General features: G+C 72.4%; 9 protein-coding genes. 8 read left to right on the forward strand and 1 reads right to left on the reverse strand.

What is annotated here, in order from left to right:
* Positions 1 to 310 precede the first annotated feature (310 nt).
* Positions 311 to 952, forward strand: a complete 642-nt coding sequence (locus tag O2V61_RS00715) for a hypothetical protein (RefSeq protein WP_269181423.1) — start codon at positions 311 to 313, stop codon at positions 950 to 952.
* Between the two features lie 892 nt (positions 953 to 1,844).
* Here the strand turns inward: O2V61_RS00715 and O2V61_RS00720 are convergent.
* Entirely contained in the window at positions 1,845 to 3,047 is a 1,203-nt protein-coding gene (locus tag O2V61_RS00720; RefSeq protein ID WP_269181424.1) for an IS481 family transposase, read from the reverse strand.
* A 223-nt stretch (positions 3,048 to 3,270) separates the two neighbouring features.
* On the opposite strand from O2V61_RS00720, the gene O2V61_RS00725 reads away from it, so the two are divergent.
* The 7 genes from O2V61_RS00725 to O2V61_RS00755 all read left to right on the forward strand — a co-directional run bounded on the left by O2V61_RS00725 (position 3,271) and on the right by O2V61_RS00755 (position 14,858).
* Positions 3,271 to 4,449, forward strand: a complete 1,179-nt coding sequence (locus O2V61_RS00725; protein WP_269181425.1) for an ROK family transcriptional regulator — start codon at positions 3,271 to 3,273, stop codon at positions 4,447 to 4,449.
* Between the two features lie 92 nt (positions 4,450 to 4,541).
* Positions 4,542 to 5,879: an extracellular solute-binding protein gene (locus O2V61_RS00730; RefSeq protein ID WP_269181426.1), complete on the forward strand. Its 1,338-nt coding sequence runs from the start codon at positions 4,542 to 4,544 to the stop codon at positions 5,877 to 5,879.
* 109 nt (positions 5,880 to 5,988) lie between these two features.
* Entirely contained in the window at positions 5,989 to 6,975 is a 987-nt protein-coding gene (locus O2V61_RS00735; protein ID WP_269181427.1) for a carbohydrate ABC transporter permease, read from the forward strand.
* The gene (locus O2V61_RS00740; protein ID WP_269181428.1) at positions 6,972 to 7,880 is read left to right on the forward strand and encodes a carbohydrate ABC transporter permease; all 909 of its coding nucleotides are present in this window, start codon (positions 6,972 to 6,974) and stop codon (positions 7,878 to 7,880) included. The genes O2V61_RS00735 and O2V61_RS00740 overlap by 4 nt, the downstream gene beginning before the upstream one ends.
* Positions 7,877 to 8,884, forward strand: coding sequence for an ROK family protein (locus tag O2V61_RS00745; RefSeq protein ID WP_269181429.1), 1,008 nt, complete (start codon positions 7,877 to 7,879; stop codon positions 8,882 to 8,884). Before O2V61_RS00740 ends, O2V61_RS00745 begins: the two co-directional genes overlap by 4 nt.
* Before the next feature lie 44 nt (positions 8,885 to 8,928).
* Positions 8,929 to 10,416 carry a glycoside hydrolase family 3 protein gene (locus O2V61_RS00750; RefSeq protein ID WP_269181430.1) on the forward strand — a complete coding sequence of 496 codons (1,488 nt, stop codon included), beginning with the start codon at positions 8,929 to 8,931 and terminating at the stop codon, positions 10,414 to 10,416.
* Between the two features lie 203 nt (positions 10,417 to 10,619).
* Positions 10,620 to 14,858 (forward strand): ExeM/NucH family extracellular endonuclease, encoded by a 4,239-nt coding sequence (locus tag O2V61_RS00755; protein WP_269181431.1) that lies wholly within the window; start codon positions 10,620 to 10,622, stop codon positions 14,856 to 14,858.
* The last annotated feature ends 48 nt before the right edge of the window (positions 14,859 to 14,906 follow it).

A 14,906-nucleotide genomic window follows, 5' to 3' on the forward strand; every position in this document is an offset into this window, starting at 1 on the left:
CCCATCAGGTGCGCGTCCTAGTCGCGGGCTAGGTCGCACCCCGGACTTCGTGTCCGCTACGTGTCCGTAGTGACGGCAAGGGGGATTCTAGTGATCGTTACTGGTCAAGGCTGCAACGTCTTGAGCTTCGGTTATTGCGTTTCGGGCAGGCCAGCGACGGGGCTGCCGCCTTCTCTGAACCTGCTAGGTCTTGCCTGATGGCCGGCTTAGCGCCCAGTTCCCTCGCTCCTTCAGTGGTGTCTACCGCGAGTTGCAACATCGTCGCGCGCGCTTGGCGAGGTCCTCCATTGAGATTGCGCAGGAAGACCGTATGGGTGACGTTCGCATCCCGGCGGTAGCCACGTTGGCGGCGGCAATCATCGCCGTTGTTGGCTCGATGTTCGTGGTATGGCGAAGCGGTCAGCAGCAGCGACGTCTGCAGCAACGTGAGTTCGCTGACCGAGCGAGCGCCCGTGAGGCGCAGTGGGCCGAGGAGCGCGCCAGGGGCGCCCGTGCTGCCGAGGTCGATGCCTGTGTGCAGTTCGATGCTGCAGTAGTGATCGCGGTGGCGCACCTGCGCCGCATGGTCGATCTTGTCGGGCGGCCCGGCGTTCGACGCGGACTGTTTGGGCGCAAATGGGCTGAGCACTGGAATCGCCAGCTGACGGAGGCCAGCATCGAGCTAGCGCTGCCCCTGTCTACGGTGCGGCTCACTGCTGGACCCCAGGTAAGACAGGCCGTGTCCGACGTCGCCAGGTGCTTCGAGGGTGCGGCGAACGCAGTCAGTTCCCTTCCCCAGCGAATTCCCGAGTCGCTGTTGGTGGGCCTGGTGATCCAGGGCTGGCGCGAACGGGTCGAAGCGTCGATCGAGGGCCTGCATGCGGCCCGAGGTGTAATGGCGGCCGTCCTCGAGTCCTCGGTCGATGGGGTGGGCGGTCAGCCCAGCGGGGACAAGGGCGCCGCTAGGTCCTGATTGCGAGTCGTCGCTGCGTCCGAGATCAGCACAGCGCGGGTTCTGGCATGGCTGCCCTGTCGCTGAAGGTCAGTCGAGGTGCAGCCGAGTTGTGCCGCGAGCGTGGGACAAGCGTGACGGGGGTCGTATAGGTGCACTTTGGGAGCCGTGCCTCATTGGCCGTATCGGGCTGGGTCCGCCCGGTGTCATCCCCAACGCTAGGGTCGGCCGGGCCGCCGATCCAGCGTGTTGGCCCCCGAGTGTCAAGGGTCGGCGGGCGTTCAAGCAGTGGTAGCCGGGTTGCCAGCGCGACGGTGACGGTCGAGGTGGCCGTGTTGGGCGGGACCGGCGCCAGCCTGCGGGGTCGGTGAGACGCGGTGGCCCCCTGGCGGGGGCCTGCGAGGGCCGCCCAGGTTCGCGCATCTATCAGGCGAGCTGCGCCACTATCGAGGTCAGTGACTCATCAACATCCCACGGTCGTTGAGCACGCCACGCCCACGAGCCCCGGAAGAGTCCCTCACGTCCTTACGGCCGCGGTGGTCGTCTCCTTGCGTACTCGGCAGCGTCAGAGGCGGGGTGGTCGGCGAACCCACGTTGGCCGACGGTTGGTTCTCGAGCGGCCGGACGTGCATCGGTCCTGCTCAGGACCTGGATCGCGTGCCTAATCTCGTGCCCGCTACGAGCCCGTAGCGACGGCAAACCGGGGCCATTCGGGGTGATCAGCGGTCAGGGCCGCCCGTCTCTGAGCTGCGCATATGAGCTCCGATGCAGGTCAGCAGAGGGCCCTCAGCTTCCTTGAAAACCGCTAAGAGGTAATCCCTCTTCGTGGGTTCGAATCCCACGCCCTCCGCACATGTGATGTCGCAAGACATCCCGGACGCCCGGACCCACGGAATGTGGGTTCGGGCGTTTGTCATTTGCGGGTGGGGCCGGGTGGTCGACCGGTGGGCTGGTAGTCGCGGGTTGGGTCGATGGTGAGCTCGCGGAGGAGTTCGCCGGTGGCGGCGTCGATGACGCGGACGTGCAGGTCCTGGACGAGCAGCAGGACGTGGGTTCCGTAGTGGGTTCGGCCGACGCCGATGTGGTGGAGGCGACCGGCCAGTCGGAGGGTGACGCAGCCGGTGGAGTCGATGCGGTCGGTGCGGACCCGGTCGTGGGTGTCGCGACTGCCGTCGGCGCCGGGGCCGGCTTTCGGCCGCGCGGTGTAGGCGGTGGCCGGGGTGGCCCGGCGGGGCAGGGATCGGTGCGGGCGGTGGCAGTTGTAGGTGTCGACGAAGACGTCGATGAGGGCCTGCAGGTCGGCGATCGTGCCGGGCTGGATGGGCTGGGCGAGCAGCCACTTCTTCAGCGTCTGCTGGAAGCGTTCGACTTTGCCGCAGGTGGTGGGGTGGTTGGGGCGGGAGTTCTTCTGCCTGATGCCCAGGCGGCGGAGTTCGTGTTCGAGGTGGTTGCGGCCGCCGCGGCCGCCGGCGAAGCGGGTGGTGTAGACGGTGCCGTTGTCGGTGAGCGTGGAGGCGGGGTAGCCGTGCAGGTCAGCGGCCTGGCGGAAGGTCTTGAGTACGACCGGTCCGGTGATCCGGGGGTGGGCGGTGACGTGCAGGGCCAGCCGGGAGTGGTCGTCGAGCCAGGTGATGATCTCGATGTCTGTGCCTGGAGTGCCGTCGGGGTTGGTGAGCCGGTAGTGGGTGAAGTCCGATTGCCAGGTCTCATTCGGCTGGTCGGCGGCGAAGCGGATGTAGGAGGACTTGGGCCGCTTGGCGGGTTCGGGGGTGACCGCGCCGGCGCGGGTGAGGATCCGGTGGATCGTGGCCCGGGAGAGGTTGGTCTGGTGGCGGTGGGTCAGGTGCCAGCCGATGGTGTCCGCGCCGGCGTCCAGCCCTGAGTCGGCCAGCTCCTTGCGGAGTCGCAGCACCATCTCGACTGTGGCCGGGGCGGTGGCACCCGGTGAGCTGCGTGGCCGCCGGGAGCGGGGCTGGAAGGCGGCGTCGCCTTCGGTCCGGTAGCGGGCCAGCAGCTCATAGAGCCAGGACCGGGAGACGCCGTAGGCCTCGATCACCTCGGCCGGGCTCCGGCCCTCCACCTCAACAGCCGTGATGACCAGCCGCGCCTTCGACATGGTCGACCCTCAGCCGAGGGTCCGGCATGACCTGCGACATCAGTCCGGCATGTCGTGAGACACCTGTCCGGTATGTCCTGAGCCAGGACACCACGCCCTCCGCACATCGCCGGCCCGGCCGTGCACGCGGGGCGGCCGCCGTCAGGTCACCGGGGCGTTGCGTTCTGCTCACGCGCGCGCCACCCCCTTGACAGTCGTTTGTAAGGACGGTTGCCTAACAAATGTGACCACCGTCGCAGACCCCCCGCAGCCCCGGCGAGCGCTGCGCTCCACCGCCAAGGTGCTGCCCGAGCACGCCCGGGCGAGCAACCGCTCGATGGTGCTCCAGCTGCTCTTCCACGCCGGGCCACGGTCGAGGGCCGAGCTGGCCCGCGCGACCGGGCTGACCCGGGTGACGATCTCCGACCTCGTCTCCTCGCTGCTCGCCCAGGGCCTGGTGACCGAGCTGGGCCAGCAGGCCGACGGCAAGGTCGGCAAGCCCGGCACGCTGGTCGGCCTGGACGCCGAGGCCTTCCAGATCGTCGCGGTCGACCTGGCCGACGACGAGCGGGTGCACGGTGCGGTGCTCGACCTCTCCGGCGCCGTCCGGGAGCGCCGGACGGCGGCGGTCGGCGGCTGCACCGGCGCCGCGGCGGTCGAGGTGCTGCTGGGGCTGTGCCGGGAGCTCGTCGCGGCGACCACCCGGCCGGTGCTCGGGGTGGGCGTGGGCTCCCCGGGCGTCATCGACCTCTCCGGCCGGGTGCTGCAGGCACCGAACCGCGGCTGGTACGACCTGCCGCTCGCCGAGCAGCTGAGCGCGGCGCTGGAGCTGCCGGTGCACGTGGCCAACGACGCGGACACCGCCGCGCTGGGGGAGTTCACCTGGGGTGGCGCCTCCGGCAACGGCCTGCTGGTGCTCACCGTCGGCGGTGGCGTGGGTGCCGGCATCGTGCTGGACGGCGCTCTCGTCCAGGGCAACGAGCACGCCGCCGGTGAGCTCGGGCACGTCACCGCCCTGGACGAGCGCGACGAGCACGACCGTGCCCCGCTCGGCCGTCCCGAGCTCTGCGCCTGCGGGCGCCGCGGCTGCCTGGAGACCGTGCTGTCCGTCCCGGCGATGCGCCGGCGGGTCGCCGGGCTCGACGCCGCCGGCCGGGACGCCGCGCTGGCCTCGGTCGGGCGCCGGCTGGGCATCGTGCTGGCCCCGGTGGTCAGCGCCCTGAACCTCTCCGAGGTCGTGCTCTGCGGCCCGGAGGAACTGCTGGGTGGACCGCTGCGCGACGCGGCGCTGGCCACCCTGCGCGAACGCACGATCCCGGTCGTCAGCAGCCACGTCCAGCTGCGGATGACCTCGCTCGGCGAGCACGGTGCCCTGTCCGGGGCCGCCGTGCTCGTGCTGTCCGGTCAGCTCGGGGTCACGTGACGACCCCGAGCCGACCTCCTGCACGTCGGGAGAGCACGCCCCCTGGAACGGCGCTGTCCGGCACCGTCCCCGCATCGGGAAGGAACCCCAACATGAAGAGCGTACGCACGAGTGGCCTGGCCGCTGTGGCCGTCGGGATGCTGGCGCTGACCGCCTGCGGCGGCGGGGACGCCGCGGGTGACGACGGTGGTGGTGGCGGGGGCGAGGTGCGGCTGTGGCTCGCCGGCTCCGACACCCCGCAGGAGCTGCGGGACCACCTGGTCGAGACCTTCGAGGCCCAGCACCCCGACTCGACCCTGGTGATCGAGGAACAGGACTGGAACGGGCTCGTCCCGCGGCTGCAGACGGCGCTGACGTCGGAGAGCCAGACGCCGGACCTGGTGGAGATCGGCAACACGCAGAGCCCGACGTTCACCTACGCCGGTGCCTTCAGCGACATCAGCGACCTGTACGACGAGCTCGGCGGTGACGACCTGCTGCAGGGCTTCGTCGACGCCGGCACGGTCGACGACACGCTCTACGCGGTGCCCTACTACTCCGGCGCCCGCGCGGTCTTCTACAACAAGGAGCTCTTCGCCGCCGCGGGGGTCGAGGTGCCCACGACGCTGGCCGAGTTCACCGAGGTGGCGCAGACCCTCCAGCAGGCCAACCCGACCGGGGCGCCGAGCTTCTCCGGGTTCTGGCTGCCCGGTCAGGACTGGTACAACGGCGTCGCCTGGCTGAACAGCCACGGCGGCGAGCTGGCCGTCGAGGAGGACGGCGAGTGGGCCGGGGCGCTGTCCACCCCCGAGTCGCAGGAGGGGCTGGCTGCGGTCCAGGCGCTGTTCGGCACGGCCACCAGCGCCCCGCGGGACGCCGACTCCAACGAGCCGTGGATCGCCTTCAACAACGGCGAGGCGGCGATGTTCTCCGCCCCGACGTGGGCCCGCTGGAGCATCGACCTGCCCGAGTGCAACAAGGGCGTGGCCGCCGACGACGAGTCCGAGGCGGCGCAGGCCCTGCTGGCCGAGCAGCAGGCCTGCAACGAGGAGAAGACCGGCATCTTCGCCCTCCCCGGCATGGCGGAGGGCTCGGTCGCGCCGGTGTTCGCCGGTGGCTCGAACATCGGCATCCCGGCGAAGTCGGGCAACCAGGAGCTGGCCCGGGACCTGCTGCGGATCATCTTCAGCCCCGAGTACCAGACGATGCTGGCCGAGAACGGGCTGATCCCGGGCAACACCGAGTACGCCGACGCGCTCGGCGACGACGTCTACGCCCAGGCGGCACTCGCCGCGGCGGTCGACGCCGAGCTGACGCCGCCGGCCGAGAAGTGGGCCGACGTCGAGGGCGCCCGGATCCTGGAGGACCTCTTCCAGGAGATCGCCAGCGGCACCGACCCGGCCACGGCCGCGGCCGAGGCGGACGAGCTGATCACCGACACGCTCAACTGACCGCCTGACCTCGTCCGCCGGGGGGCGTGACCGCGCCCGCCCGCCGTCCGGTGCCCACGCGCCGCGATCGCGTCCCCCGGCCCGGTCCTGCCCGGATCCAGGAGCCCCCATGTCCGCGCCACCCGCACCTGCGACGACCGCACCCGCCCCGCCCCGCCCCCCGCACCCGGCGACCGGGAGCAGCCCTGCGACCCCACGGCGCCGGCAGCGACCGCTCCGCTCCCGCCTGGGGCCCTACCTCCTGCTCGTCCCGGCCCTGGTCCCGCTCGCGGTGGGCCTGGGCTACCCGCTGGTCCGCCAGTTCGTCTTCTCGTTCCAGGAGTACGGCCTGGCCCAGCAGTTCGGCCGCCCGGCCGAGTGGGTCGGCCTGGACAACTACGTCACCCTGCTGTCGGACCCCTACGTCTGGGGGGTGATCGCCCGGTCGATCGCCTTCTGCCTGGTCAACGCGGCGCTGACCATGGCGCTGGGCATCGCCCTGGCGGTGCTGATGACCAGGGTCGGCCGCGCCGCCCGGATCACCCTGCAGGTCGGCATGCTGCTGGCCTGGGGCACCCCGGTGCTGGCCACGATGACCGTCTGGCAGTGGCTCTTCGACTCCCAGTACGGCGTCGTGAACTGGGTGCTCGCCGGCCCCCTGGGGATGGAGGGGCAGCGCGGCCACTCGTGGCTGATCGAGCCGCTGTCCTTCTACGCCGTGGCCACGGTGATCGTGGTCTGGATGAGCGTGCCGTTCGTCGTCTTCACCGTGTACGCGGGGCTGCTGCAGGTGCCCGAGGAGTGCATGGAGGCCGCGCAGCTCGACGGGGCGAGCAGCTGGCAGCGGCTGTGGGGGCTGGCGCTCCCGATGATCAAGCCGGTGCTGTTCGTGGTGGCCCTGCTCCAGGTCATCTGGGACCTGCGGGTGTTCACCCAGATCCACGTGCTGCAGCGGGCCGGCGCGCCGACCCGGGAGACCCACCTGCTGGGCACCTACATCTACTCGCTGTCCAAGGAGTTCTCCATGGCCGGGGCGATGGCCACGATCATGCTGGTGATCACGCTGCTGCTGACCACCGCCTACATCCGCCGGATGCTGCGCGAGGAGGAGTCGTGACCTCCGTCGTCCCGCCGCCGGCCACCGCGGTACCGGCCCGGGCGCGGGAGGTGCCCGCCCGGCGCCGGCCGCGTCGCCGGGGCACCGCGGCCCGCCGGCTGCTCGACGTCCTGGCGGTGCTGACCGCGCTGGCCTGGGTCTTCCCGGTCTACTGGATGATCAACAGTGCGTTCCTGCCGACCAACCGGCTGCGCACCCCGGAGCCGTCGTTCCTGCCCTTCGGCGGCACCCTGTCGAACTTCCGCCGGGTGCTCACCGACCCGTCGTTCTACGAGGCGTTCAAGGTCTCCCTCGCCGTCACCGGCCTGACCCTGGCCGCCGCGATCCTCTTCGCCTTCGTCGCGGCGCTCGCGATCAGCCGGTTCCGGTTCCGCGGCCGCAAGAGCTTCATCGTGACGGTGCTGGTCGTGCAGATGATCCCGGCCGAGGGGCTGTTCATCTCCCAGTACCAGATGCTGGACACCTGGCAGCTGGTCAACTCCGTGGTGGGCCTGTCGATCGTCTACGTCGCCGCCGTCCTGCCGTTCACGATCTGGATGCTGCGCGGCTTCGTCAGCGGCGTGCCGATCGAGCTGGAGGAGGCCGCGATGATGGACGGGCTGTCGCGGACCGGGGCCTTCTTCCGGATCACCTTCCCGCTGCTGGCCCCCGGGCTGGTCGCCTCCGGGGTGTACGGGTTCCTGCAGGCCTGGAACGAGTACACCCTCGCGCTGGTGGTGATGACCGACCCGGCCGAGCGCACCCTGCCGCTGTGGCTGCAGGGCCTGGTCGAGGCCAACCGGGCCACCGACTGGGGGGTGGTCATGGCCGGAGCGGCGCTGATCACCGTGCCGGTCATCCTGTTCTTCCTGTTCGTCCAGCGGCGGATGAGCTCCGGTCTGGTGGCCGGGGCGGTGAAGGGGTGACCGCGCTGCGGGCAGGCGAGGAGGTGACTCCCCTCCGGGGAGGCGCGGGCGGGTGGAGCGTCGGGCTGGACATCGGCGGCACCAAGGTGCTCGGCGTGCTGCTGGACGACGCCGGGACGGTGCAGGCCAGCGTGCGGGTGCCCAGCCGGCCGGGCACCGAGGGCGTGGTCGGTGCCGCGGCCGAGGTCGTGGAGCAGCTGTGCCACACCGCCGGGATCGCGCCGGCCGAGCTCGCCGGTGTCGGCGCCGGGGTGCCCGGCCTGGTCGCCCCGCTGACCGGCGAGGTCTCCCACGCGGTGAACCTGGGCATCTCCGAGCAGCCGGTCGCGCTCGCCCTGCTGCTGGCCGACCGGCTGGGCGGCGTGCCGGTGACCGTGGAGAACGACCTGAACGTCGCCGCCGTCGGTGCCGCCCGGGTGCTCGGGCTGCGCGGCGACCTCGCCTTCCTCTCCCTGGGCACCGGGGTGGCCGCCGGGCTGCTGCTCGGCGGGGAGCTGCGGCGCGGCCATCGCGGCGGCGCCGGGGAGATCGGGCACATCCCGCACGACCCGGCGGGCCCGCGCTGCTCGTGCGGCCAGCGCGGGTGCCTGGAGCTCTACGCCTCCGGGGCGGCGCTGGGCGCGGCCTGGCCGAGCCGCACCGGCCGGCCCGCCGCGGTGGAGCTGTTCGAGGCCGCGGACGCCGGGGAGCCCGCCGCCGTGCGGGTCCGGGACGCCTTCGCCGGGGCGGTCGCCGCCGCCGTCCGGCTGCTGGTGCTCACCTGCGACGTCGAGCACGTGGTGCTCGGCGGGGGCGTCGCGGAGGTGGGCGTCCCGCTGCTGGCGGCGGTGGCGCACCAGTGCCGGCGACAGGCGTCCGGCTCGCCGTTCCTGGACAGCCTGCGGATCGCCGACCGGGTCCAGCTGGTGCCCGGAGGAGTGCCGGTGGCCCCGATCGGGGCCGCGCTCGCCGTCCGCGACCGGATCGCCACGAACGGGCACCGCCGGGTGCCCGCCCCGTCGTGACCGGCCCGGCCACACCCCCTTCCCCCGACGAGGAGCTCCGCAGCATGGCCACCGAGCACCACGACACCTCCGACCTGGACCGGCTGGTCAACGCCTGCCTGATGCCGGGCTTCACCGGCCCGACGCTCCCGGCCTGGGTCACCGACGCACTGGACGACGGACTCGCCGGGATCTGCCTGTACGGCCAGAACCTCACCGGCGAGGACCCGCCGGTGCCCGAACGGGTCGCGGCGATCACCGCCGCAGCCCGGGCCGTGCGCGGCGACGTGCTGGTGGCGCTGGACGAGGAGGGCGGGGACGTGACCCGCCTGGAGTACACGGTGGGCAGCAGCTGGCCGGGCAACGCCGCCCTCGGTGTCGTCGACGACGAGGCGCTGACCACCGCGGTGGCCACCGGGATCGGCGGGCAGCTGCGCCAGGTCGGGGTGAACGTCGACCTCGCGCCGTCGGTGGACGTGAACAGCGACGTGCGCAACCCGGTCATCGGCGTCCGCTCGTTCGGCGCCGACCCGGCGCTGGTCGCCCGGCACGGGGTGGCCTACGTCCAGGGGCTGCAGGCCGCCGGCGTCGCCGCAGCCGCCAAGCACTTCCCCGGGCACGGGTCGACCACGGTCGACTCGCACCTCGGCCTGCCGGTCATCGACGCCGACGAGGCCACCTTCCGGGCACGGGAGCTGCCGCCCTTCGCCGCCGCCGTCCGCGCCGGGGTCGACCTGGTGATGACCGCGCACGTCGTCTTCCCGGCGCTGGACGCGGCGCCGGCGACGCTCAGCCGCCGGCTGCTGGTCGACCTCCTCCGGGACGAGCTCGGCTTCACCGGGGTCGTCGTCACCGACGCGCTCGACATGGCCGGGGTCCGGGCCGCGCACGGGCTGGCCGGGGCGGCCGTCCGCTCCCTGGCCGCCGGCGCCGACCTGCTGCTGCTGGGCGCCGAGGACGGCGAGGAGCACTGCGCGGCTGTCCGGTCGGCGGTGCGGGCCGCCGTCGCCGACGGCACGCTGGCCGAGGACCGGCTGGAGGACGCCGCGGCCCGGGTGACCGCGCTGCGGCAGCGACTGGCCGCGGCCGGACGCCCCGCCCCGCCGGTGCCCGCGCCGGACACCGGGCGGGCCGCCGCCCGGGCCGCCCTCCGTGCGCGGGGGGTCGTCCCGCTGACCGGGCCGGCGGTCGTGGTCGAGCTGCGGGCCGGCACCAACCTGGCGGTCGGGGACGCCGCCTGGAGCCTGGCCGAGCCGCTGGCCGAGCACGGCCTGCTGGCCGGGCTGCAGACGGTCACCGAGGACGGCGTCTCGGCCGACGACGTGGTCACCGCGGCGACCGGCCGGCCGGTGGTGGTCGCCGTGCGGGACGCCTACCGCAGCCCCTGGCAGACGGCGTGGCTGGACCGGCTGCTCCGGGCCCGGCCCGACGCGGTCCTCGTCGCCCTCGGCATGTCGGTCGACGCCGAGCGGGCGCCGGGGCCGGCGGTCGCGGCCCACGGGGCCGCCCGGGCGGTCACCCAGGCGGTCGCCGACCTGCTCCACGGCGACTGATGCGGCTGATCGGGCCGGCTGGTCTCGGGCAGGTCCGGTGCAGACCGGGCAGGTTCGGTGCAGACGGAGATGAACAGGACCTGTCCGTCGCGACGACTGACTGCTTTCATGTCGACACGTCGCGTTCACACCACTAGGTGACAGTCCTCGGCGTCGTACCGATCCGTCGCACCCGGAGGCCACACGTGCCCTTTGCCCACTCGATGACAGCGCGCAGAGTCGCTGCCGTCACCGCCGTCGCCGTCGGGGGTGCGCTGCTCGGCGCGTCCCCCGCACTGGCGCTCGAGCCGCCCGCGGGCAGCCCGTTCATCAGCGAGTTCCACTACGACAACGACGGAACCGACGTCAACGAGCGGGTCGAGGTCGCCGCGGCGCCGGGCACCGACCTCACTGGCTGGACGTTGGTCGGTGTCAACGGCAACAACGGCCAGGTCTACGACACGAAGGCCCTCTCCGGCGTGGTCGGCGAGTCCGGCACGGTGGTCGTGGAGTTCTCCGGCCTGCAGAACGGCGCTCCCGACGGCATCGCGCTCGTCGACGCCAGCGGCACGGTCGTGCAGTTCCTCTCCTACGAGGGCACGTTCACCGGCACCATCAGCGGCCAGCCGGTCGACTCCACCGACGTCGGGGTCGCCGAGACCGCCAGCAGCCCCGCCGAGGGTTCGATCCAGCTGATCGACGGCGTCTGGGTGGTCACCGCCACCAACACGTTCGGCGCGGCCAACGCGGTCGTCGAGCCGGAGCCGGAGCCCGACCCGGAGCCGGTCGACTGCGCCACCGACGGCCTCACCGCCATCACCGACGTGCAGGGCACCGGGGACGAGAGCCCGCTGGTGGGCGACACGGTCACCGTCGCCGGCGTCGTGACGAGCAGCCCCGACGGCTTCGGCAGCGTGTACGTGCAGGACCCGACGGCGACGCAGGGCGACGCGTCCACCGCGGTCAACGTCTTCGGCTCCGCCGACGGCCTGGAGATCGGCGACGCCGTCCAGGTCACCGGCGAGGTCGCCGAGTACTTCGGCCTGACCCAGGTCGAGGCCACCGCGGTGGCGCTGTGCGCCGAGGACGCCGCCCTGCCTGCCCCGGTCAGCATCGACTGGGCGCAGACCGGCGGCGAGGAGCGCGAGTCGCTGGAGGGCATGCTCTTCCAGCCCACCGGCGCGTACACGGTCACCGAGGTCTACAACCTCAACCGCTACGGCGAGGTCATGCTGGCCGCCGGCACCGAGCCGCTGCGCCAGGCCACCGACGTCGTCGAGCCGGGCGAGGCCGCCATCGCCTACGAGGCGGAGAACGCCGAGAAGGTGCTCCTGCTGGACGACGGCCGCAGCACCAACCTCGCGACCGCCGGCCTGGCGCCCAGCTACGGCTCCGCCGAGGACGCCATCCGGGTCGGGGACCAGGTCACCTCCTTCGGCGACGTGCCCTACGTCCTCGACTACCGCTTCGACGCCTGGCGTGCGCAGCCGGCCACCGTCGTCACCGCGGAGACCGCCGGCACGGCGTCCTTCGACGACAGCAACCCGCGGACCGACGCTCCCGAGGAGGTCGGCGGCGACGTCCAGGTCGCCTCGTTCAACGTCCTCAACTACTTCACCAGCTTCGGCGGCGATGCCCGCGGGGCCGAGAACGCCGCGGAGCTGGCCGAGCAGGAGGCCAAGATCGTCGCGGCGATCAACTCCCTCGGTGCCGAGGTCGTCGCCCTCGAGGAGATCGAGAACTCGGTCAAGTTCGGGGAGGACCGCGACGAGGCCCTGGCCGCACTCACCGCCGCGCTGAACGCCGCGGCCGGCGAGGACCGCTGGGCGTTCGTCCCCTCGCCGGCGGTGCTGCCGCCGGTCGAGGACCAGGACGTCATCCGCAACGCCTTCATCTACCAGCCGGCCGCGGTCGAGCTGGTGGGTGAGTCGGTGGTCGACACCGACGACGTGTGGGCCGGGCTGGCCCGCCAGCCGCTGGCGCAGACGTTCCGCGCGGCCGGTGAGGAGTTCACCGTCGTGGTGAACCACTTCAAGTCCAAGGGCTCGGCGCCCGAGGGCGACGAGGACAGCGGCGACGGCCAGGGCAACGCCAACGCCACCCGCGTCGCCGAGGCCGAGCGCCTGGTCGCCTTCGTCGACTCGCTGGAGAGCGCGCCCGACTCCACCCTGCTGATCGGTGACTTCAACAGCTACACGATGGAGGACCCGCTCGACGTCCTCGTCGGGGCTGGGTACACCAACCTCGGGGCGGTGACCGGCGAGAGCACCTACGTCTTCAGCGGCCGGGTCGGCTCCCTGGACCACGCGTTCGGCTCCCCGGCGCTGGTCACCGACGTCACCGGCGTCGACATCTGGAACATCAACTCCGTCGAGTCCTACGGCTACCAGTACGACGGGTACCCGGGCTGGTACGACGCGGACCCGTTCCGGTCCTCCGACCACGACCCGATCATCCTGGGTCTGGACCTGGGTGAGCCGGGCGCCGGCGGCGGCACCGGGGACGACGGCGACACCGTCGACCTGCAGCTGCTGGGCATCAACGACTTCCACGGCCGGCTCGGCGACGCGGTGGCCCTCGCGGGCACCATCGAGCAGCAGCGGGCCCGGGACGACGTCGACGCGACCGTCCTGCTGTCGGCCGGGGACAACATCGGTGCCTCACCGTTCGTCTCCTCCAGCCAGCAGGACCGGCCGACGATCGAGGTGCTCAACGAGATGGGCCTCGACGCCTCGGCCGTGGGCAACCACGAGTTCGACCGCGGCTTCGCCGACCTGACCGGCCGGGTCGGGGTCGACGGCGAGAGCGGTCTGGCCGACTTCGACTACCTGGGCGCCAACGTCTACGGCAGCGACGGTGAGGCGGTGCTGCCGGAGTACGAGCTGGTGGAGGCCGCCGGCGTCACCGTCGGGGTCATCGGCGTCGTCACCCAGGAGACGAGCTCGCTGGTCTCCCCGGCGGGCATCGAGGGCATCACGTTCGGCGACCCGGTCGAGGCCGCGAACCGGGTGACCGACGTCCTCACCGACGGGGTCGGGGACGAGGCCGAGGTCATCGTCCTGGTCGCCCACGAGGGCGCGCCGGGGGGTGAGGCCACCAGCACGCTGGAGGCCGAGCTCGCCGCCGACACCGCGTTCGCCGCGATCGTCAACGGCGTGGACGCCGATGTGGACGCGATCTTCACCGGGCACACGCACCAGACCTACGCCTGGCAGGCGCCGGTCCCGGGCACCGACGAGACCCGTCCGGTCATCCAGACCGGTTCCTACGCCGCGGACCTCGGGCGGATCGTGCTCAGCTACGACGAGTCGACCGACGAGGTCACCGCCTCGACGGTGGAGAACCTGGCACTGACCGAGGTTCCCGAGGAGGAGCTGGTCGTCGCCTACCCGCGGGTGGCCGAGGTCGCCGAGACGGTCGCGGCCGCCGAGGCGATCGCCGAGGAGGTCGGCAGCCAGGTCGTCGGGTCGGTCACGGCCGACATCACCCGGGCCTTCACCACCGGCCCGGACGGTCAGCCGGCCGAGGACCGTGGTTCGTACTCGGCCCTCGGTGGCCTGGTCGCGGACAGCTACGTCGCCGGCGCAGCCGACAGTGCGATCGAGCCGGCCGACCTCGGCCTGGTCAACCCCGGCGGTCTGCGGGCCGACCTGCTCTACGGCGAGGACGGTGAGATCACGCTGGCCGAGGCCAACGAGGTCACCCCGTTCGCCAACGACCTGGTCGTCGTCTCGTTGACCGGGGCGCAGCTGGTGCAGGTGCTGGAGCAGCAGTGGCAGCCCGAGGGCAGCTCGCGGCCGTTCCTGGCGCTGGGCACGTCGGAGGAGCTGACCTGGTCCTACGACCCGGAGGCGGCCGCCGGTGAGCGGATCATCGTCGACAGCATCCGGATCTCGGGGGAGCCGATCGACCTCGACGGCACCTACCGGGTGGCGACCAACAGCTTCCTGGCCTCCGGCGGCGACAACTTCACCACCTTCGCCGAGGGCACCACGGAGCAGACCGGTCTGATCGACTTCGACTCCTTCCAGGCCTACCTGGAGGAGAACTCGCCGCTCAGCCCGGAGGAGTTCACCGGCCGGGTGACCGTCGGGGACGCCTCCGAGGAGCCGCAGCAGCCGACGGCCGAGGTGGCGGTCTCGCCGTCGACCTTCAGCCGCGGCGACCTGGTGACCTTCTCGGTGAGCGGCTTCGGCCCCTCGGAGCGGGTCGAGGTGACCGTGGACGGCCGGCGACTGGGTCGGGTCACGACCGACGCCGAGGGTGCTGCGACGGTCCGGGTGCGCGTCCCGGGCTCGGTGGCCACCGGCACGGTCGAGGTCACGGGCACCGGGGTCACCTCCGGCTCGACCGCGACGGTCGAGGTGCAGGTGACCGAGGAGGCGGAGCCCAGCACGGGCGGCAGCGTGGTGAAGAAGCTGGCCTCGCTGCTGCGCCAGCTGTTCGGCACCTGGCTGCGGTGACCACCGGTGCCTCGGCTCGGGTGCAGGCCCGGCCCGAGTTGAGGCACT

It is taken from the genome of Modestobacter sp. VKM Ac-2985, assembly GCF_026967925.1.
In the GTDB taxonomy this organism is placed as follows: Bacteria; Actinomycetota; Actinomycetes; order Mycobacteriales; family Geodermatophilaceae; genus Modestobacter.